The sequence below is a fragment of the Armatimonadota bacterium genome (assembly GCA_017303935.1).
Taxonomy (GTDB): domain Bacteria; phylum Armatimonadota; class Fimbriimonadia; order Fimbriimonadales; family Fimbriimonadaceae; genus JAFLBD01.
Window position 1 is genome coordinate 391,124 of sequence record JAFLBD010000003.1, and the last position, 20,029, is coordinate 411,152.

At 52.9% G+C, this 20,029-nt stretch carries 17 protein-coding genes; 7 read left to right on the plus strand and 10 right to left on the minus strand.

Annotated elements, in window-relative coordinates; all coding sequences use genetic code 11:
- Positions 1 to 510: 510 nt before the first annotated feature.
- The 4 genes from J0L72_10990 to J0L72_11005 form a co-directional block, all read right to left on the minus strand.
- Positions 511 to 1,458, minus strand: a complete 948-nt coding sequence (locus tag J0L72_10990; protein ID MBN8691293.1) for a DNA-processing protein DprA — start codon at positions 1,456 to 1,458, stop codon at positions 511 to 513.
- 11 nt (positions 1,459 to 1,469) lie between these two features.
- The gene (locus J0L72_10995; protein ID MBN8691294.1) at positions 1,470 to 2,069 is read right to left on the minus strand and encodes an amidophosphoribosyltransferase; all 600 of its coding nucleotides are present in this window, start codon (positions 2,067 to 2,069) and stop codon (positions 1,470 to 1,472) included.
- Between the two features lie 979 nt (positions 2,070 to 3,048).
- The gene (locus tag J0L72_11000; GenBank protein ID MBN8691295.1) at positions 3,049 to 4,182 is read right to left on the minus strand and encodes a hypothetical protein; all 1,134 of its coding nucleotides are present in this window, start codon (positions 4,180 to 4,182) and stop codon (positions 3,049 to 3,051) included.
- Positions 4,183 to 4,333: 151 nt separating this feature from the next.
- On the minus strand, positions 4,334 to 6,517 hold the full coding sequence (locus J0L72_11005) for a hypothetical protein (GenBank protein MBN8691296.1): 2,184 nt from the start codon (positions 6,515 to 6,517) through the stop codon (positions 4,334 to 4,336).
- A 119-nt stretch (positions 6,518 to 6,636) separates the two neighbouring features.
- Here J0L72_11005 and J0L72_11010 point away from each other — a divergent pair, with 119 nt between their 5' ends.
- Complete coding sequence (locus J0L72_11010) at positions 6,637 to 8,037, plus strand: helix-turn-helix domain-containing protein (protein MBN8691297.1); 1,401 nt, start codon at positions 6,637 to 6,639, stop codon at positions 8,035 to 8,037.
- 106 nt (positions 8,038 to 8,143) lie between these two features.
- Here J0L72_11010 and J0L72_11015 read toward each other — a convergent pair whose 3' ends face one another.
- The gene (locus J0L72_11015) at positions 8,144 to 9,313 is read right to left on the minus strand and encodes an RtcB family protein (GenBank protein ID MBN8691298.1); all 1,170 of its coding nucleotides are present in this window, start codon (positions 9,311 to 9,313) and stop codon (positions 8,144 to 8,146) included.
- A 496-nt stretch (positions 9,314 to 9,809) separates the two neighbouring features.
- Here J0L72_11015 and J0L72_11020 point away from each other — a divergent pair, with 496 nt between their 5' ends.
- Genes J0L72_11020 through J0L72_11035 form a run of 4 tightly spaced genes read left to right on the plus strand, consistent with a single transcriptional unit; the run spans position 9,810 to position 13,096 of the window.
- Positions 9,810 to 10,211 (plus strand): helix-turn-helix transcriptional regulator, encoded by a 402-nt coding sequence (locus tag J0L72_11020; GenBank protein ID MBN8691299.1) that lies wholly within the window; start codon positions 9,810 to 9,812, stop codon positions 10,209 to 10,211.
- Positions 10,208 to 10,594 carry an arsenite efflux transporter metallochaperone ArsD gene (gene arsD, locus J0L72_11025; GenBank protein MBN8691300.1) on the plus strand — a complete coding sequence of 129 codons (387 nt, stop codon included), beginning with the start codon at positions 10,208 to 10,210 and terminating at the stop codon, positions 10,592 to 10,594. Before J0L72_11020 ends, arsD begins: the two co-directional genes overlap by 4 nt.
- A 1-nt stretch (position 10,595) precedes the next feature.
- Positions 10,596 to 12,350 carry an arsenical pump-driving ATPase gene (arsA, locus tag J0L72_11030; protein MBN8691301.1) on the plus strand — a complete coding sequence of 585 codons (1,755 nt, stop codon included), beginning with the start codon at positions 10,596 to 10,598 and terminating at the stop codon, positions 12,348 to 12,350.
- Complete coding sequence (locus J0L72_11035) at positions 12,347 to 13,096, plus strand: metallophosphoesterase family protein (protein ID MBN8691302.1); 750 nt, start codon at positions 12,347 to 12,349, stop codon at positions 13,094 to 13,096. The genes arsA and J0L72_11035 overlap by 4 nt, the downstream gene beginning before the upstream one ends.
- Here the strand turns inward: J0L72_11035 and J0L72_11040 are convergent.
- The 4 genes from J0L72_11040 to J0L72_11055 all read right to left on the minus strand — a co-directional run bounded on the left by J0L72_11040 (position 13,057) and on the right by J0L72_11055 (position 17,265).
- Complete coding sequence (locus J0L72_11040) at positions 13,057 to 13,278, minus strand: hypothetical protein (GenBank protein MBN8691303.1); 222 nt, start codon at positions 13,276 to 13,278, stop codon at positions 13,057 to 13,059. The two genes, J0L72_11035 and J0L72_11040, sit on opposite strands and share 40 nt — an antisense overlap.
- Positions 13,279 to 13,406: 128 nt before the next feature.
- A complete protein-coding gene (locus J0L72_11045; GenBank protein MBN8691304.1) occupies positions 13,407 to 14,810 on the minus strand; it encodes a hypothetical protein in 1,404 nt (467 codons plus the stop codon).
- A gap of 185 nt (positions 14,811 to 14,995) precedes the next feature.
- Positions 14,996 to 15,688: a response regulator transcription factor gene (locus tag J0L72_11050; GenBank protein ID MBN8691305.1), complete on the minus strand. Its 693-nt coding sequence runs from the start codon at positions 15,686 to 15,688 to the stop codon at positions 14,996 to 14,998.
- Complete coding sequence (locus J0L72_11055) at positions 15,685 to 17,265, minus strand: GAF domain-containing protein (GenBank protein MBN8691306.1); 1,581 nt, start codon at positions 17,263 to 17,265, stop codon at positions 15,685 to 15,687. Before J0L72_11055 ends, J0L72_11050 begins: the two co-directional genes overlap by 4 nt.
- 210 nt (positions 17,266 to 17,475) lie before the next feature.
- Here J0L72_11055 and J0L72_11060 point away from each other — a divergent pair, with 210 nt between their 5' ends.
- Together J0L72_11060 and J0L72_11065 are read left to right on the plus strand one after the other, a co-directional pair.
- The gene (locus J0L72_11060) at positions 17,476 to 18,357 is read left to right on the plus strand and encodes a DUF4394 domain-containing protein (protein ID MBN8691307.1); all 882 of its coding nucleotides are present in this window, start codon (positions 17,476 to 17,478) and stop codon (positions 18,355 to 18,357) included.
- A 157-nt stretch (positions 18,358 to 18,514) separates the two neighbouring features.
- Entirely contained in the window at positions 18,515 to 18,853 is a 339-nt protein-coding gene (locus J0L72_11065) for a hypothetical protein (protein ID MBN8691308.1), read from the plus strand.
- 133 nt (positions 18,854 to 18,986) lie between these two features.
- On the opposite strand, the gene J0L72_11070 is transcribed toward J0L72_11065, so the two are convergent.
- On the minus strand, positions 18,987 to 19,934 hold the full coding sequence (locus J0L72_11070; protein ID MBN8691309.1) for a PEP-CTERM sorting domain-containing protein: 948 nt from the start codon (positions 19,932 to 19,934) through the stop codon (positions 18,987 to 18,989).
- Positions 19,935 to 20,029 lie beyond the last annotated feature (95 nt).

Consider the following 20,029-nt stretch of genomic DNA (forward strand, 5'->3'; position numbering starts at 1 on the left):
ATGACGTAAACACCAGGTCAGATGATGCGCCTATACAGATTATGACGTAAACACCAGGTCAGATGATGCACGCCCGCGACTGAGGGTGTCATTGTGGCCCCGTGACGCGCCTGCGGCAGTTCTAAGCGCGTCCACTTCGGTGTACCACCACCCGTCAGGTTCAAAACGGGATTTCTTGTAAAGTTCAAATTTGGCACCAACCAGACGGGATTCGTTACTCTTAGGTTCAAAGGCAAGCTGAACTAGTCTGCTAAGGTCTTTGTGGATGGCGATGATCCGAGCCCACTTGCTCAGGAGATTAATGGGCAGCTGAGAGTCAGGACAAGGTGATGGAAGGCGAGACCGCCTATGGTCGGCGGGTGGTTTGTGCTCGGTGTAACCGGCTTCTGGATCGCCAGACTGGAACGAATCTCCTGAGTCGCCCTGGCATAGTCGCCGCGGCTCTTAATCGTCCACTTGCTGAGTTGAGATACTACAGTTCAAACGAGGCTGTTTTACCTGCCCTAGTTCCTATCCAAAAAGACTCGCCTGCGGTAGTACGGCGCGAGTGTCACGCTCAATCGCGCTCACAAGTGTTTCCTGGAGTCGATGTGGCTTAATGATCCCGATGTTTGCCTGCTCCGCGATTAGCTGCCGTGCAAGATCATACTTCGGATTGTGCAGATCAGCGTCTTCGTCATAAATGACTGCTCTCGGTATTGAATACTTGCGCGCGGCTGCCATAGCATGGCGTGATCCGCTGTCTAAGCCGAGATCGTTCTTGGCGTAACTCGCTGCCAGAATGACAGCATCACTATACAAGGCCTGTAACCGATCTCTCTCGACATAGCGGCTACTTTGCTCGTTCCGCGACGTCGCTTCTTCGTAATATTCCGTGATCAACAATCCACCATTCTCGACTATCTCTTCTGCGAGCGGAGCATTCGAGCGAGGCAAGATGCGGTCTATTGTGCCCGGAAGGATCGCGATTGTCTTTCCACCTGAATCGAGTGCTTGACGGTGCGCAACCGAATCGCAGCCTTGCGCCAATCCGCTCACGACTGTAATTCCAAGCGCTACCAGGGCCTTCACTACCTGTCTCTCCGCCGCAACCGTACTGTCGTCTGGATCGAGCAGGCCTACTGCGGCAACACTCTTATTGTGGTGTCCCAGCAGGGAAATGTCGCCTTTGTACACAAGGAAGGCTGGCCTTTCCGCTCCTCTCACATCTCCTCTTGGTAGTGGGAAGTCTTCGTCGCCAAGTGCCACAACGCCATCAGCAACGCTGGACCCTTCTAGGATTGATGCGACATCGGCTCTGGCAAGTGCCAGATCATCCTCGGAAAACTTACCCGCTGCTACGCTCAGGATAGGGTGGACGCCTTTCGTTCCGCTCAGCTTCTCTGCGACCCATGAGCGACCGATCCCACGAAGCCTGAGGACTGCCATTACATTGAGAGCGTTTTCTGTGTACTTCATGCTTCTTCCTTTTAACGCGTAACAGTCTTTCCTACCGCGTAAAATACCACTTGTGAGGCCCCAGCGTCTAACAACGCCTGGATTGCATCCTCGTCGATACAGACGCCTGGGGTATAGATGTCATCGACCAAGACGATCCGCTTCTCAGCGATGTCGGGACTGAGGTGACAGGTCGCCTTTGTAATCCCGACGTATGGCGTGTGTCCGGATCCGCCGTACCCGCTCTGATTCAAATGGGTTGTCACGGTGTCCGTATGTCTGGTTATCCAAAGTGTTCCATCAACAAACCCTACCCTCCGGACCGCCGACTGCACAGCTGCCCGGAAGTACTGTTGTTCGGGACGGTACATTCTCTCCGACTTTGCACGCGGCACGACGCATACTGCCCAGGTGTCAGGATGTTCAAAGAGGCCGAAGAATGCGTCCAGGGCAGCTTCTAAGCTCTTTATGGCCCTCGAAAGATCATTGTCGTTTCTATTCCCAAAATCGTTCTTTAGCACATTGAGGTAGTCGGGATTGCCGGGATTGCCCATACGGACGTAGTCCACATGGTAATACCCTTTAATATCACGACTGACGAAGTTATTCCTACGAATCTCAAACTCTTTCAAAAGATCACTCTCACGCATCGACTTGGATGGATCCCTAGTTGCCTCGCGCTTCTGAGTTGGGCAAGATCATCCTCGAAAAGAACCACAGATCCAAAGTCAACGGCTCCTTCATCACGCAAGTCCAGGTATTTATTCCGGAGTATATCTTGATGCCCCGGTGGAGATGAGACAACACCGCCAAAAACTTCACTCAAATTGAAGTGTCCGACCACGCTAGCCACACGTCCGGGTAGCCCTTGTGAGACGAGAGTGACGTTTGAGGGGGAATACTGGCCGCAGAACTCCAGTAAGCAGTGGTTCAGTTCGAGCAAGGGCAAGTACTCATCATACAGCGTCTCCTTGAGGCGCACAACCTCGACAACGTCACGATCCGTGAGGTTGGGCAGCAACGACCGGAGATTTGCGCGGGTGACACGAATAGTTGATTCGCGAAAATTACTCGCTAAACCTTTGACTCGATTTACTGCGTCAAAATAAGCACAGTTGTTCGCGGCTGTTGATTGTACGAGTGTTCCATCCAAATCACACAGGCACTTTGTAGCATCCCTGGGGATGTTAACCAGGTTTATTGGGCCGCCATCAAGAAGTTCGTACGAAGCCTGTCGCATGGGTGCGTAGCGGACGGGAAGAAATCCTTAATGGTACGTATGGATAGCCGTCTGGCGAAGATTCTACCCTGGTGTCACGGTCGACAAGGCTCGCATTTTCGGAGTGTGTATAAATGAAGTGCTACCTAGTGGTGAATCCTGCTCAATGCCAACTGTCAGAAAAGTTCTAAGCGCGTACACTTCGGTGTACCAGCTCATTTTGAACCTGTTTGAACCGGTGTAGCCGAACGGGATTCGAACTCCTAGGTTCAAACCAGTGCTGACCGTAACTAATAGTCGGTAGCGTGAGCAAAGGGCCCGTACTGGAGTTTTGCGGCTTCGTGAGGGTCAGTTCTTTCGCGAACGAACAATCAATTAACAAACTTTCGGTGCTAGGTCACTGTGATTACGCGAAGGCGCTTGTCGATAGCCAGATACTCTAGCGACACAGTTAGCTTCACGTTCTCTTTCGTGTCAGGAGCCTCGATGTCCAATAGGATATTGAACTTGACGGTATTGTGCTCCTCAAGATAGGTCAGATTGTAAATGTAGTTGCTTTGTATGCGAGCTGCAATCATTTCTTCAATCAATTCTCTGGGGAAGCGCGCCAATCCTGCTTTCTTGAGCAGGCCGCTCTTCTTGGTGATGAGATAATCGTATTTCGCCGGTTCTAAATGGACATCGAAGAGCTTCAAATCCATTGGCATCGGACTTACGGCGTTTAGCGAGTGCGTCGTGTCCGATTCAAACCCTTTGAAGACCTCCCGCTCGATCTTATAGGAGAGTAGGGGGCCATAGAACATGGACTGGATACTCACCAACGAATATCCGTTTTCCTCGAATGGGTAACCGGGCATGTTCACGTTCTCACCTATCGGATATTCCTCTTCGCCATGGTCAACGACTATGTGTCGCTTTGCCTTTATAAACGCGTTGCACAGTATCATGGACAAATAAGTCTTCATAATCGAGGGAACAGTGAGATCCATTGATCCCACATAGGGCTCGAAATCATCCAGTTCGGACCTGAAGTGAATAAACATCTCGTCGGAAAGGTTGTTTATGTAGACGAGAAAAAACTGGCTGCTATGCTTCCAGTCACAGTGGGCCCGCAGTTCGACGTGCTTCTCGAAAAGCTTGAAGAGCATATCCTGCAGGTGATTGTCGCCGATGTAGTCCCCGGCGAGTACGCTATGTGTGCTCCGCCTGTCGAAGCAAGGAATCAACCGCTCGAAGATTGGGTAGCCATACCACGAACTCTCCAACTTGGTCGAATCGAACACAAATACTGCTTCCCTCTTGCCGGGTTGCGGAATTAGTGCTTTCTTAAGTGACTCGTAGGGGACTCCCTTCGCAATGAGTGTCTCCTTAAGCTTTTTCACCAGCCAGTTGATCTCGCGATTCATCTGCTCATCTGTGATGCGACCGTCACTCCGCAAAACATCGAACATGATGTTATCGCGACCATCCAGGGTAAAGATCGTTTGATCCGCCATGTCGCCAGATTTTGAACTAACGCCGCGCATAAACGCGAAGTCGCTCTGATGCTTGAGAATGGCTGGGCACCTTTGAGAACGAAATACTGAGTCTAGGGGATACTCGCACCAATGTGGAAGATGTACTGGTGCAACCCTGATGCTCGCAGAAACAGGTCCTACGAGCATCAGGATCGAACGACTACGGAGTGATGATTCCCGTTCCGGAGCCTGTCACGGTGCCGCCAGCAGCTCTTTGCACGGTGAACGTGTAGTTGAATGCGGTGCGGCCGTTCGACAACGGCGAGACGCTGGTCACCGTCAGGCTGCCCGAGTCGCCCATCGCGAACTGTCTGCTGTTCATGTCGTCTGGGTTGGCTTGATTGGTCGACAGGGTCAATTGGAACTTGCCAGGCGTGATCTGTTCTCCCGTGCCAACCTTCGTCCACGTTCCTGTCGTCACCGGCGCACCTTGGGTCAGCCCCATCGTGATCAGCGCGCCGATCGTCTGGTCCGTGTTGCCAATGTTCGAGCTAGTGAACAGGATTTTCGCGAACTCCGAGACTACATCGTCGTATGACGAGCCTCCATCGAAGTATTGGTAGGTGCCGTTTGGCGGGGCTTTGGTAGGGTCCCAGCCTCCAGAAACGGTGAACGTCATGAACTGCTGACTGATCGCCACGTTCAGAGTCTTGGTGGCAATAACCTGTCCAGCTTGGTTCAAAACATCCAGTTTGATCACGTCAGTGCCAAGGTCTGGGGCGGATCGGTATTCAACCGTCGTTTGGGTCCGAGTGACCGTCGTGGTTCCGTTGACTCTGCCTCCGCCAGACACGATGGTCCATCGGAATCGCGAGTTGCTGGGGATCGTTCCGGTCGCAGCGACCGCAGTCAGAGTCCTAATCGTGTCCGGGGTCGTGATGGCGAGCTCGGGATTAATCGTTACGGTAAATGGTTCCGGCTCTTGGTATTGGAAGCTGTTGCTGAACAGGTATCCCGAAGCGCTTGGCGCACCGATTGATCGCACCAAAAGAGTTCCAGACCTCGCCTCTGGCTTCTGCACCACGATGGAGGTTTCCGTCCAAGATAGAACCGTCAAGATCGACCCATTCAGAGTGACAGGCCCCTGCTCGGTGCCAAAATATCCTTCGATCGTGACCGTGTTTTCGGCAGTATTCACCGTGGTAGATCGGATCGAAGGAAGTAGAGTCTGGTTGGCTTGCGCTGCTCCAGCCGGTCGAACGACAACGAAGTTCGCGAGCAGATTCCTCGTGTTTCGGCTTTGATTCATCCGGAGATCGCTACCGGGACGAAGCACTTTCAACCGGTCCACGAGTTCGCTGATCGTTAGGGGACCAGGAGGTGCCGCATCGACCGGTGCGGCCGCAAAGATTCCTAGGAGCCGATCGAACACAAATGCGGTCGTTTCGTTCGCGGTGATGTTGAGCGGGGAGCCAGACCAGCCAGCGTAGGCTGTGAGTCCAGCCACGCTATCTGCAAAGGCGCGTGCTGCTGGCTCGGCGGAATGGCAAGCATTGCTTAGCCAAAATGCGCCCGGACGGAAGCTCATCCCGCGTTCGCGCAAGTATGCTTGGCTCAAAGCAAAGAAGAACTTAGTATCAAAATCGTTTGGCCCTCGATACACTCGGATTCCCTTGATAATCATTCTGCCGTCGATCAGTTGCTGCGCATACTGGCGTTCTAATTCGGGCGTGCACTCTGTGGTCGTGCTGTAATACATCTGCGCCACGCCGGTTCGACTTTCATCAATGATCCCGTGACTCGAAACCATCAACAGATCCAAGTTCGAGAGGCCTGGTCCAGTATCAACCGTGAATTGTTGGATTTGCGCTTCGAAGCCCTTATCCAGCAATTGAGTTTGTATCGGGCCAAGTGCAGGCGTTCCGGCACCCAAGAAACCACTGAGGATGACCGCTTTTTTCCCGGAGACCAAGTTCCGAGTTGTATGACTGCTGGCTTCTTCAAGAGCACTCGACAGGGCGGCAGGAGGCGGTGCTTGCTCCAGGCTATCGACCAGAATCACAATCTTTCGCCCATCTTGGAACCACGCCACCGGCTGATTGGATGAATTCAGGCGAGCCACCACAACCTTTGGTTGAGTGCGCATCGCCGCCAAAACTTGGTTGGTGACATCCGGACCACTACCCGCATTTTGGAACGCGAGCGCGATAGCATCCGCCGCTGCATGAAACTCCGCATCTGTGACGCTTCCGTCAACAAATGGCGGGAGGCCAGAGCCTTCCCCGCTACCGCCACATCCAGCAGATAAGATCGCAACTGCTATAACGGTAACGGCCAATAGCCGCCGAAGCTTCTCTTTCAGCGTGGCTCCAAACGCGAACAAGGGTCTGACTCTCGTGTCCATGGTCGGATAAACCATACATGATGATCTGGTTTCGGACCGTTACAAGGTCTGTCCCATTCCACAGTTTCGACTTCAAAATTGATTGATAGAGCTATAATGTTGCGATTCAGGTAGCAACGATGTGGCGTCTCAAAATCCGAGGTCGACTGCGACTGTTCTCCCCCAGCAACGAGCCGTGTTCGGGGCTAACTCAACCTGAATTGCTACTGCTAGCAGTGCTTGTAGACTCGCCTGGCGCGCTGACTTCCCGCGCAATTCTCGCCTCTATGATTTGGGAGGTTGATCGATGCCAAGATCCTCGCGCAAATCTCCGTGTAGCCCTGGCGCGGTTGAGGTCACGATTACCTTCTTTTTCATTTGTAGAAGATGGCGATTTACTCGGCATCACACCCGGTTGGCTGGATGTTGACTCTTCGGGCAGCGAGGAGTTGTATCACGGAAGCAACCAAAGCTGGGCGAGGTCAAAACGAGAGCAGGAGGCCGGCATTTCCCAGACCCCAGTCTTGATGGCAGAGGCATTGAATCTGGCGAATTCGACGCCGTCGGCTGCGGTTGAATTTCTAGTTGAGAATGAGCGTGAATGGGAGTTCTTGCCATGGCACCTTGTTCATCCTGTCTTGAAGACCGCCTTGGGTTCCTCCGCCGGCCAAAAGTCTGCGATCCGCAAAACGCTCTTCGCCATCGAGCGGCACATCGGAACCGTTCAAGGTTCGGATGTAGGTGGAGACGGATTGTTGGCTCGCTTCTGTCGCGAAGCCTACGCAGAAGGCGATTGGATTCGGGCAAGCAAAGCTCTGAGGTCACTGATGGTTTGCGCTTCAGCCCGCGGAGATTTTCGAGACGCAACGTATTGGAGTACCGAAGGAGAGAGGCTTGCTTCGCGCATTATGGACCCCTATACTAAAGCGGGGCTGCTCGGGAATTGCGCCATTGTCAGGATCGACGCAATGGATTTTCGTGTGGGCATCAGACTCCTAGAGGAGAGTGCTGACGCCTACGCTCGCGCCGGGCATCCAAACGGACATGCCGCTCTCACAACAATTCGAAGTCGAGCGCTCGCTCTTGCCGGGAAGGTCAAGGAGGCGAGAGTCGCTTGGGAGATGGCGGGTGCTCACTATGCCTTGGATCCAGAGGACAGATTCGCGCCCTGGTACCAACTTACCGAGGCTTTGATTTGCCGATCGGAATGTGACTATTCGGGAGCACGAGGAATTGCCGAAGGGCTCCTCGTTTCGGAGGGGTTCCGTCCCGGCATTAGCTTTGTTGCCGTTTGCGCCGAGACGATCGCTTCTGGAAGGGCCAGTCAAGGCGAACTCCGACATGCTGCCAGCTGGCTATGGTTTTCACGCGCCTGCCAGAAGGTAAACAATGGTGCGCCGAGCACACTCGAGCGTTGGATGTGGCGCGATATTCGGACGAAACTTGGATCAGAACTGACCTCCTCTGATTGCAGGGCATTGAGGCGTCGATCGGCTAGGCTCGCAGAGCTGCGATCGATCAATGTCGAATGCGGCGGATAATCACTTTATCTCTCGGTGTATCTGAGCAGAATCGCAAAGTGACGCTCATTTTCGAGTTGGAGCAGAGGACTCGCTGAGCCCCCTTACTCCATCTTACGCTTCTGCCTCAATCACGATAAGGATCGTAAACGTCCGCGCCGGCCATGGCGACGCCGATTGGCTTCAAAGTGTGGATGATCTTGATCGTTCCATCGTGATGATCCAACACTTCGTTCAGCCGCTTATAGCAATGCGGTGACTCATCGACACCAGCACCACGAAGTTCGACGCCAGCCTGACGGACCCAGTCGTCCATCATTTTTGGCGAGATCTTCCCGCCGATTCTGGTCTTCCCTTTCCGCTTTCCGGCTGCTTGGGTCCGGCTCATCACCCGCCCAGCGCCATGAATTGTGCTGTAAAGCGAGTCCAGTGCGTGCTCCGATTTCACTCCTTCGATGATCACCGAATTTTCACCCATCGAGCCACCGACGAATCCCTTTTGACCAGGAAACGCCGGAGTTGCACCTTTTCGAACAACCCAATATTCGACACCGCCGTGGGTTTCTCGCCAGCAGAAATTGTGGTGGTTATGCACCTCTTCCACAATCTTCGCCTTCAAGATTCGCGCCACCTTGTCGCACACCCAATCCCGACCAGCATAGGCGTATTCGCCTGCTAGGTTCATGAGTTGCAGGTAGTCCTCACCCAACGCACTCTTCTCGTGTAGGATCACCGGTGGAACGTGCATTCCATCCGACCCGCCTCCCGCTTCAATGAAGTGCGACGCGATTGCGTGGCCCAGCCCTCGGGAGCCGAAATGAACTCCAACCCAAACGCGCTCCAATTCATCTACAAACAAGTCGACGTAGTGGTTTCCGCTTCCAACTGTTCCCAATTGGTTTCGGGCGGATTCCTTCTTGCTTTTTGCCGGATGCAGCTTCCAAGCATCGCGATCGAATAACTCATGATCGACTTGGACCTGGTTGACTTGGCCGATACCAAACGAAATCTTCGAAAAGATGTCGTCCATGATCCGCTTGATGTGCGTTCGGACTTCTCGTGCCGGGATGTCGAGGCGCACCGCCTTGTTCCCACAGGCGATGTCATAGCCGACACCACTCGGGGATAAGTGCTCACGGTATGCAGCCACGCCGCCAATCGGCATCGAGTAACCCACGTGATGGTCCGCCATCAAGGCAACTTTTTCGGCGCCAAAATCAGCGACCACCTTAATCTGCTTCAGGGCATCTTCCAAAATCGGTGCGCCCCATACTGGAATATCTTGTACTTTGTTCATCTGTTTTTTTGGGGTCGTTGGAGACGATTGAAAGAATCGAGATGACACTCGTCGACGGAATCCGCGCCTCTATTTCCATGATTCGGAAAACAAAAAACCGGTCCGAGTGCCATTACGCTCGGACCGGTTCGTACTACTCAGTTTTGCTGAAATACTCTAGAACAGGTCCTCGCGTCGCATGGGGGTGAAAAACGCACTACCGCCACCCGATTTGCGATCGAGCGTGCTTGGGCGATTTATGGATATTGCGAGCGACATGGAATTGTTCCTACTTCCGAATTAACGGAAGCGGCATCGTACCATAGGCTTGGCCCGCATTGCAAGAGAACCTGTTTTCTTGCACCCGAAAGACCTAATCATGTCCTTGCGCTTTCGCTCGGATTCAATTCGATGCACTGGTCGGGCGCACTCTCCCAGCAGAGATTCAGAAAGCATCGGTCGTTGAACGAGAAGCAAATTCTCATTAATTCATCAGCATATATCTAAATATCTCGATATGTCGTGGTATACTTCGATTGTGGACTCACCCATCCAAATGTTCAAAGCCCTCGGTGACCCGACTCGGGCACGCATCTTTGAGTTTCTTTGCTCGAAGTGCAATCCGATCGCCCTTGATGAAAGCGGCGATGTTCGCCCGATTCAAGGAGTGACCGTGGGAGAAGTCTGTTGCCACGTCACGGGTAACGAGCAATTTAGCTCGACAGTCTCCTTTCACATCAAAGAGCTCCGCCTGGCTGGATTAATCCATGCCGAGAAAAGCGGGAAATTTATGGTGTGTTCTCTCAGAAAAGAGGCCATTGACGTGATGCGCGGGTATCTCGACAGCCAATCAGAAGCATGCACCGTTGCGTGCTCAGCCACCAGTCCACAAATTTCAACCAAGGAAGAAACCAAATGAAAGCTATTCAAATCTATGACCCTGCCATGTGCTGTTCCACTGGAGTTTGCGGACCAAGCGTCGACTCCAAACTTGTCAAGTTAGCCGCCGATGTTGCGTATCTGAAGAGCCAAGGTGTCACGGTCGAGCGATACAACCTCGCCCATCAGCCAGAAGCCTTCACAGCGAACCCACTGGTTCTTGCGGAAATGGGCGCCGAGGCAGAGAATCTTCCTCTCTTCATTGTCGAAGGACAAGTGATGGCAAAAGCGACCTATCCGAGCCGTTCAGAACTCTCACATTGGCTGAACATTGAGGCAAATGCGACCTCAGAGAAGACTAGTGTCGAGTTGCCCATGGCGTCTACCAAGTGCTGTGAATCTGAAGGTGAAAGGTGTTGCTGAAATGTGGGCCAACAACCTCAAATCGCGATACCTCTTCTTTACCGGCAAGGGAGGTGTCGGCAAGACTTCTCTCGCCTGTGCCACGGCTTTAAGTCTGGCTCAATCCGGCAAGAAGACTCTCATCGTCAGCACTGATCCAGCAAGTAACCTTGACGAAGTGTTCGGCGTGCGCTTGGGTTCTGAGCCAACTCCGATTCCCGGAATTGAGGGACTGTTTGGCGCAAACCTAGACCCCGAGGCTGCTGCTGCCGCATATCGCGAGAAGGTCGTCGGTCCTTTCCGGGGCAAGTTGCCTGAAGCGGTCATCCGAAACATGGAGGAGCAATTCTCCGGAGCATGCACCACCGAGATCGCAGCCTTTGACGAATTCGTCCGGCTGATGGCAGACCAGGAAGCCACCGAATCATTCGACCACCTCGTCTTTGATACGGCTCCCACTGGGCACACCCTCCGACTTCTCAGTCTCCCCAATGCCTGGAGCGGATATCTGAACACGACGACCGCCGAAGCGAGTTGCCTCGGCCCGCTCGCTGGGTTGAAAGATCAAAAGGAGCTTTACCGACAAGCGTTTGAACATTTGGCAGATGGCGATCTAACCACCGTGGTGTTGGTAGCTCGGCCAGAACGGGCTAGTTTGAAAGAAGCCGCCCGGACTCAGGGGGAACTGAGCGAACTCGGAATTACCAATCTGTCTCTCTTAGTAAACGCGGTGTATCGAATCGACTCCACCGAAGATCCGATCGCCCAGCAGTATGCCGCCGTCGTGGAAGATGGACTGTCCTCAATGCCAACCAGCCTGAAGTCGATTCCTAGCACCGAGATTCCTCTCCTTTCGGGCAACGTTGTTGGAATCGAGGCACTTAGAGCGCTTTTGTCGGGGTCCCGCGAGGTTCCTACTTCTTCTCGATCACTCATTCCGCCACAGAGCAAGCTTTTATTCGAGCAGTTTGTCCGCGAACTTGAGCAGACTGGCAAGGGAGTCGTGATGACTATGGGCAAGGGCGGAGTCGGCAAGACACGAGTGGCCACTCGAATCGCTCAAGCGCTCGCAAGCCACGGACACTCCGTACTGCTCACCACCACTGACCCAGCCGGAAACGTGATGGATGTTGCAACCGATTCACATGGAGATCTAATTGTTGAGCGAATCGACCCCGCGGCAGAGGTTGCCAAGTACACCGAATCAGCACTTCAAAAGGCATCTCAAATGATGGATGACGACGCTCTGGCTCTTCTCAAAGAGGATCTACGCTCACCATGTACAGAAGAGATCGCAGTATTCAGAGCCTTTGCGGATGCGGTCGCTAAAGGCACTGACCGATTCGTCGTCATCGATACCGCACCGACTGGTCACACGATTCTGCTCATGGATGCGACCGAGTCGTATCATCGCGAAGTCGCCAGAACCCAAAGCGACGCACCCGAATCGGTCCGCGAACTCCTCCCTCGACTTCGCGACCCTGAATTCACGAAGGTTGTGCTCGTTGCCCTCCCAGAGCCAACTCCAGTCCATGAAGCCCAGCGATTGGAAGCGGATTTGCGACGGGCTGGCATAGAACCGTTTGGCTGGATCATCAACCGATCGTTCATTGCCACAGGAGTTTCTGAGCCTATGCTTGCGGGAAAGGCGGCTCAGGAAGTTGGCCCTATCCAGGAAGTTCTGGATTCCGCGATTCGCGTCGTCATCGAACCCTGGACCTCGCCGCTCGAAAAGGCAGACCGACCACAGTCAGTCGCTCAGGACGTACTGGTATGACAAGACTCGCCATATTCTCCGACATACACGCCAACCTCCCATCAATGGAGGCCGTTAAAGCCTCCATTGATGGGGGTGGATACGACGGCGTTTATTGCCTCGGGGACCTCGGAGGGTATGCGAGCCAACCGAATGAAGTTCAGGAGATCATCCAATCGATGGGATGCCCCACCATCTTGGGCAATTACGACGAAGGAGTCGGATTCAACAAAGATGATTGCGGGTGCCACTACATCAAGCCATTCGATATCGAAATGAGTAACATCTCATTTTCGTGGACCAGGTCAAATACATTGGACTCGAACAAGTCATGGCTGCGCGCTTTACCCCGCGAAATTAGAATCGATGTGGAGGGGCGGCGAGTGCTTCTTTGCCACGGCTCTCCCCGTTCCAACACTGAATATCTCTTTGAGAACCGATCAGACGGCTTCCTGAGCCAGTTCACGTCCGGTAGCAAGGACGATGCCCATGCAGATGTCATCGTATTTGGCCACACCCACGTCCCATTCCACCGGGTTGTGAACAGCGTGCACTTCATCAACACTGGGTCCGTGGGTCGGCCCAAAGATGGTGACCCCAGAGCAGGATACGCGGTGATTTCATTTGATCGCGATAGCCTGTCTGTCGAACAAGTGCGTGTGGAATATGACGTCGAAATCGCCGCTGGCAGGCTGGTAGAAGCAGGTTTGCCAGAGTACTTCGCCGACTATCTTAGGTTTGCTGGGCAACTCGATAGCAATACATAAGCACTTGGAGTGACCGGATTAGGTTGCCAGCCCGAATGGGCTGGCAACCACCAATCTTCGGTGTAAGCATCTTCTCCATACTGAATCTGACCCACTAGGGGTTCGTTGATCACACGGGCGGGCACTAGGCTCTTCGAACCCACTTGCTGCCCCCTTCCGCTGATCACTTCCGTCTCGCTCACGATTGTAATAACTTCCCTACATTTGACTTTGTTCCTGTTAGTCTCTAATTTGTTAATCAATCTTGGCTTCGACAAAACCCCGATGTAAATCGCTACAAACCGTTGATAGCAGAATCCACACCGTCCGACTAACCTTGTTCCGATTCTGAGAGAGATTCGAGCATCTCGACCGCAAGACCACGTACGCTTTCATCTGGATCATTTACCATTTTCTTAATTAGATCCAGATTCTCCATTCCGTATCCTATTGTTTCCAAGGCATAGTATCGTACCTTCTCTGAACTATGTTCCAGTAATGGCATTATGCGCATTCTCGACTCTTCAGGATGGCTAATCCTATACCCATGGCGCATCAATCCATACAGCGCGTTAAGTAAATAGTGCGGGCATGCATCCGGCTTTAAGAATCCTGCGACATTAGCAGTATCAAAAAAAACTTCCTCAAAAGCCATCGCATCTAATGCCATAGCCCTCACATCGTAAATCTGCCTCTTAATCAGAAAATCGTTTAGCTTTGAGTACTTTTCGTTTCCACCATCGAGCACTTCTAGCAGTAGTTGATGGGATTGAAACGTATCCATAGCCCCGAAACAATCAAGCAAGTTGCTAATGAATGTCCACCGCGTGGCATCACTCTCATCATCCACGGCCTGAAATTGGGATGCTTCGGACTCAAAGAGATCTTTGAGCTGTAAGAATCCTTGAAAGTACCCTTTATTGGTGAATGCAACAACTGCTTGATTGCGAAGATTTATGTCTTCACCATGCAAGATTTCCTGCAAGAGCAATTCTGCATCCGATTCCGTCAACGTCGCAATCCGTTGGAGAGCCATTTCTCGAACCTCAGGAGATTCATCGTTGACCATTTTCTCGATTAAGTCAAAATTGCTTCTATATCCGATCGTGTCTAATGCGTAGGAACGAACTCTCGGATTTTCATGTTCGAGCAGCGGCGCAATTCGACTCCTTGCGTCTATTGACCCTTCAATTTTAATGTAATGCAGCATTATGCCGAAGAGAGCATTGCATAAGTAGTGATGATCTGCATCTGGCTCTAATAGACCAACTACAAATTCTGTATCGAAATACTCTTTTTCGTAAGCCATCGCATCAATAGAATGCGCTCTCATATTGCCCCACTGCCACTGAACTAGAGCCTCATTGAGCTTATTGTATTTCTCGTTTCCATTCTCAAACACTTCCATCAGGAATTGATGAGATTGAAACGTATCTATAAATCCGAAACTCTCGAGCAGGTAGCGAATAAAATCTGCTCTCTCGAAATCGCTATCGTCACCGATGACCTGAAATTGCGTCGCCTCGGTTTCGAATAGCCTCCTTAGTTGTACAAAGCCCCGTTTGTATCTGCGGTTATTGAATGCAAACACGGCTTGGAGACGCTGTTTTGAGTCTTCTCCGTGCAAGATTTCCTGCAAGAGCACTCCTGCATCAGATCCTTTCTGCGGATATTTCTTCCGAAGTTTTTCAATGAGTTCAGATTCCTGTTTAGCGATTGACGCTGCTAAGGCCATAGAATTCGTTGACGGCTTACATTGTCCTTGCATTAGCTTGTTTGTCGAATTGGGATGAAAGAATGAAATTCAAAATATTGAGCCACTAAGTAATGGGCAGCTTTGGCTACACAAGACGGCCGATACTTCTCGAACAATTGATTATCCAATATTACGCAGTTTATCCCTTCCTGACCAAATCCAGATTACTCCAGCTTCGAGCGGAGGCGGAAGCCGAAGCCGCGGACAGTGGTGATCAAGTCAGTCCCGCCGGCCGCTTTGATCTTCGTGCGAATTCGGTAAACAAGCACGTCCAGTGAGTTGCTGGCGAACTCAGAATCGTAGCCCCAGACCACTCGGAAGAGCTGTTCGCGAGGCACAACCTGGTCGCGATGCTTGGCCAGATATGCCAGAACATCAAACTCAGTTTGGGTCAGAGAGACGACCTTCCCTTCCACCGAAATCTCGCGGATTTTGAGGTCGATTGAGATATTCCCGATCTTCAACTCTTGTGGATCGGAGTCGAATCCGCCCTTGCCAGATCGCCGCAAGAGCGCGTGGATTCGCGCTACCAATTCGTGAGGATCAAACGGCTTCGTCAGATAGTCGTCGGCTCCGATGGTGAGCCCGGTAACCTTGTCAATCGACTCTGCCCGGGAGCTGAGCATCAAGATCGGGAAATCATATTTCTCGCGAATTTTTCGGCACAGTTCGTTGCCGTCACCGTCCGGAAGGCTCAGGTCGAGAATGGCGAGATTTGGCTCACGAATCAAAATCTGCTCGTATCCTTCGGCGATGGTTGAAGCGCTGATCACCTTGAAGCCGTTCGCCAGGAGCAGGCGGCTCAGCGAACTAACCAAGAACGGATCGTCATCGACGATGAGAAGTTGCTTGTTCATGGCAGTGGGAACCTGATCGTGAAAGTGGTGCCGTGGTCCGATGACGAAACTGCGATCGTGCCGCCGGACTCATTGACGATCTGCTGACAAGAATAGAGCCCGAGCCCAAACCCATCCGGCCGCGAACTTTGGAACGGTTTGAACGCATTTTGAACCTGTTCTGCTGGCATCCCTTTACCGGTATCGCTCACTTCGATGATCGCCTGATCGTCTTCGGCCCGCCCAATAACCTTAATGATTCCGCCCGACTTGACGGCTTGGAGGGCATTCAGGCACAGGTTCATCAGGAGGTGTTCGATCCGGCTGGGGTCCGCTTCGATCTCCGGAAAATCGGGTGCGAAGTCGACGACGAGGTCGACCTTTGAAATCTGAAGATGTCGATGGAGGAGTTCGGCGACCTTGTGCATCGCATCCGAAAGCTCAATCTTTTGAGTCGAAATCTCCTTCGGTTTGGCGTATGAAAGCAGCCGAAGAGCAAGGACATTAAACCGCTCCATGTGGACTCTGGCGCGATCCAACCGGTCAACTGCCGATTCGTAATCGCCGTCCAAATCCACGGTGATTGCGCTCACGATGTTTCGAATATCGTGGGCTATGCTCGCCGAGAGCGTGCCTGCCACAGCCAGCTTTTCGTTCTGAATCATCTGCTTTTGGGCGTGGGCGAGGTCTTGCTCCAACCTCGAAAGGTGCGATTCGCGCATGAGTTCCCCGCTGATCCGCATCCCCATCAGGCTGAGCAGACGCAGGTCATCGTCCCCTAAAATCTTGGTTTTGTGGTGATCGAGCACGCAGAGCGTCCCAAAAACCGTTCCATCAGACGACCTTAGCGGGACACCGGCGTACCGCGTGATTCCCAATTGCACCGGCATCATCGCGGCATAAACCGAGTTCTCCAGGGCGTTTTGGATGATGATCGGCCCGTCGTTTTCAAGGCAGAACTGGCAGAAAGATTGCCGCAGTTCATTGCCGGTTTCGTTGCTGACATCGACTATCGCGCTGGCAATAGATTGAAACTTCATCCGCTCCCCTTCGAGGATCGAAAGGATGCAAGTGCTGTTATAGAATTCAGCCAAAGCCTGGACGATATGATCGTAAACCTTGCGCGGATTCGGATCGAACTTAACGCTAAGACTTTGCAGCAATGAATCGATCTGGACGCGGTGATACCGCTTAGTGATATCGGCGAAGGTCCACAGTCTGGCGATCGGAACATGGTCGTCGCCCAAAATTGGGATCGTTTTCCGCTCCAATACTTGGTGCGGTTCCTGCAGAAACAGCAGGTCTTCTTGAACCGAAGTCGGGTCGTCATAAACCTGTTCGAGATTTGCCTGCCACGCACCAAAATCGATGATTCGCTTCTGAACCAAACCGCGCACAGTTTGCGGATTGTTTCGAATCGCCTCCACCATCGGAATCCCGAAAAGTTGCCCGAAACTATCGTTGACGACTAAGGTGTTATGCTTTAAATCGGTGAGCATGATCCCGACATCCACCGCCCCCAAGATCGACTCCAAGATCGGATGTTCTCGGTCGAGAATCTCCTTTCGAAAGGCAAGGTTCGGGTTCAAGCCAGGCATAGCGTGTAGTTTAGCGCGATCAATTTCGATTGAAAAGAGCTAACGGAAGTCGTTAGCAATATTCCCGCCAATATGAATATGAGCCAAAAATTTCGGCCCAAACATGAACAGTTTATGACATGCCTGAACAGTCACTGAAAACCTTTGGGATCGCCAGGATTTCTTGTTAAGCTCCTGCTGTACTCCTGATTTTCAGGAAGGGAGAAAAGCATGAAGATCAAAATCCTTCTTTTGTCTACAGTGACCATTGCGGCGGTTTCCGCGCAGGCCGTTGTCGTTTACGGACTTTCGACCCGAGACCAGCTCGTGTCATTTGACTCGGCGACTCCAGGAATGCTCACGCAAGCGACATTCATCTCTGGATTGGCGTCCAACGAATCCCTCGTCGGGATCGATTTTCGCCCGGCGACCGGTCAGTTGTACGGCCTGGGATCGTTTGGCAGAATCTACACCTTGAATCAAAGCACCGGCGCAGCCACCTTTGTCGCCTCGCTTTTTAATTCAACGACGATGGCGCCGATTATGCTCTCCGGAACGGAATTCGGAATCGACTTCAATCCGGTTCCAGACCGCCTCCGAGTCACCAGCAACCTCGGCCAGAATCTCCGAATCAACGTTGCGACCGGCGCGACGGTTGTCGACGGAACGCTCAACCAATCGTCTGGTTCGCCATACATCGTGGCTTCGGCGTACACCAATAGCTTCGCAGGAGCGACTTCGACAACGCTCTACAACATCGATTCGAATTCCGACATGCTCACGATCCAAAGCCCGCCAAACAACGGTTCGCAGGTGATGGTCGGCTCCCTCGGAATGGATGTGACCGCCCTGGCAGGTATGGACATCCTGACCGTGGGTTCGACCAACACGGCGTACGCCGCGCTCCAAGTTGCAGGGACGCAAGGATCGCGATTCGCGATGATCAACCTCGCCACCGGCAGCGCATCGGCCATCGGAATGATCGGCGGCGAGCAGACCAGCGATTCGTTGGCAATCCGCGACATCGCAGTGACTCCGGTTCCAGAACCAGCCACGATCTCCACGATCGCGGTCGGTATCGCGGCAATGCTGCGACGACGAAAGAAAAAGTAACCCAATTCCGTTGCTTCGTGAGGGGTTCAGCGTGCAGGCTGAACCCCTTTTTCATGCATCGTCAAAGATCTCGAAGTGGCCTGTCGATTTCCGCGCTAGAATTTCGACACTCATTCAAGGACGGCGTTCAGCCATCCACCAAACGAGAGACATCAACATGAAATTCTTTGTAGCGATCCACCGCCCCACCGACTACGACCATTCCGTCAACATCACGAAGGAAGTGATGGACGAGATCGACCGCGTGAATGAAGAGATGGTCAGCGCGGGCGTTCGCGTTTTTGTCGGCGGGCTGCGGTCGCCAAAAGAAGCGAATGCGATTCACCGCGCAGAGGATGGCTCCCAAACGATTACCGATGGCCCGTTTCTAAATGCGGATGAGTACATCGATGGATTTTGGGTTCTGGACGTCGCGACTCCAGAAGAAGCTCTGGAATGGGGCAAGAAAGCCGCCGCAGCGTGTCGCGGCTCGGTCGAAGTTCGCCCGTTCCGTTGATCGGCGCGATCCAGCAACGATCATAGGCAAAAACCGCGCCATAAGACGCAAGCATCCCCGACCGGAACTCCACCCTACGAAATGAAATTGAAGGTGGGCCGATCGGGAATGTGAGCCTGGCAAAAAACGATTCTTATGCCTTGCGGCGGCGGCGGAGCAACGCCGCAACGCCGATGCCCAACGCGGCCATCGTTCCAGGCTCCGGAGCAACCACGTTCGCCCCAACCCAGCGCGAAGTCGGCACCGAGACATCACTTGTCGTATAAGACGAGTACACAGTCCCCACCGCGCTCACCCCGGTAATCCGCGTCAAGCTAGGCGTGGTCGAGTCACGGCCCACCACCCAATAGCCATCGTGCGCGCGCATAATGCTGACGGTGGCCGTGGTCGCATAACCGGTCAAAGTTTGACTCGAAGTGACACTGGTGGACAGGGTGTTCAAATTAACAGTAAGTAGCTGAACCGTCAGATTCCCGCCATTAAAAAAGCCGTATCTTAAGGTCGAGAAGTTGACATTTGTGGACATCAGCGTCATCGCGCTGGCGTTGTTAATGATCGCCGTCGAAGCCAGAGTCGTGCTGACCAACGCTGAGGTCGCATCATTTCGTACCCTCAAAATCACGTTCGGAGTAGAGTCGATCACCATCATCGCCAGTCGATCCGTCGCCAGAGAAAGGCCAGAAAGCATCGTCGGGCCTGCAGGCGCGAAGGCGTTGATGGCGCTCATGCTGGAATTGTAGGTGTAGAAAGTCGTGCTAAACGTCTCCACAAACCGCGACCCATCGAGGTTAGAAGTCGTCAGGCCCACCGGGAACGCAGACGATCCAATCATCGTGCCCGTGTTGTAATCAAACCGATAGTTCGCATTCCCCGTCAAATAAGCCTCGCCAGAAGTGCTGCTCAGGTTTACCGAATGCCAAGGGGTCGGGTTGCCAGTGGCAAAGCTCCCCAGCCGAACGCGGTTCACCGGGTCATACCGTGTCACGCCCCCGTTTGTATCCGGCAAGAGCATCATATCAAAGCTGGCATGCGCGGCAGTCGTAGCCACGATCAAACTCGCCAAAGCAAAAAGGCATTTCATCCCCCACAGTATAAGGGAAAAATTCGCGAACTGGGATACCTGAATTTGGGAATTGCCCCTGTTCCCCACCTTCCGCGACTAGAATAAAGAACCCA

What these genes read in the sequence shown, in the direction of transcription:
- J0L72_11035 (MBN8691302.1), top strand. Translation starts at nt 12,347, where the DNA reads ATGACAAGACTCGCCATATTCTCCGACATACACGCCAACCTCCCATCA.
- arsD (MBN8691300.1), top strand. Translation starts at nt 10,208, where the DNA reads ATGAAAGCTATTCAAATCTATGACCCTGCCATGTGCTGTTCCACTGGA.
- J0L72_11005 (MBN8691296.1), bottom strand. Translation starts at nt 6,517, where the DNA reads ATGGACACGAGAGTCAGACCCTTGTTCGCGTTTGGAGCCACGCTGAAA.
- J0L72_11015 (MBN8691298.1), bottom strand. Translation starts at nt 9,313, where the DNA reads ATGAACAAAGTACAAGATATTCCAGTATGGGGCGCACCGATTTTGGAA.
- J0L72_11050 (MBN8691305.1), bottom strand. Translation starts at nt 15,688, where the DNA reads ATGAACAAGCAACTTCTCATCGTCGATGACGATCCGTTCTTGGTTAGT.
- J0L72_11010 (MBN8691297.1), top strand. Translation starts at nt 6,637, where the DNA reads ATGTGGCGTCTCAAAATCCGAGGTCGACTGCGACTGTTCTCCCCCAGC.
- J0L72_11045 (MBN8691304.1), bottom strand. Translation starts at nt 14,810, where the DNA reads ATGGCCTTAGCAGCGTCAATCGCTAAACAGGAATCTGAACTCATTGAA.
- J0L72_11055 (MBN8691306.1), bottom strand. Translation starts at nt 17,265, where the DNA reads ATGCCTGGCTTGAACCCGAACCTTGCCTTTCGAAAGGAGATTCTCGAC.
- J0L72_11000 (MBN8691295.1), bottom strand. Translation starts at nt 4,182, where the DNA reads ATGCGCGGCGTTAGTTCAAAATCTGGCGACATGGCGGATCAAACGATC.
- J0L72_11060 (MBN8691307.1), top strand. Translation starts at nt 17,476, where the DNA reads ATGAAGATCAAAATCCTTCTTTTGTCTACAGTGACCATTGCGGCGGTT.
- arsA (MBN8691301.1), top strand. Translation starts at nt 10,596, where the DNA reads ATGTGGGCCAACAACCTCAAATCGCGATACCTCTTCTTTACCGGCAAG.
- J0L72_10990 (MBN8691293.1), bottom strand. Translation starts at nt 1,458, where the DNA reads ATGAAGTACACAGAAAACGCTCTCAATGTAATGGCAGTCCTCAGGCTT.
- J0L72_11065 (MBN8691308.1), top strand. Translation starts at nt 18,515, where the DNA reads ATGAAATTCTTTGTAGCGATCCACCGCCCCACCGACTACGACCATTCC.
- J0L72_11070 (MBN8691309.1), bottom strand. Translation starts at nt 19,934, where the DNA reads ATGAAATGCCTTTTTGCTTTGGCGAGTTTGATCGTGGCTACGACTGCC.
- J0L72_11020 (MBN8691299.1), top strand. Translation starts at nt 9,810, where the DNA reads ATGTCGTGGTATACTTCGATTGTGGACTCACCCATCCAAATGTTCAAA.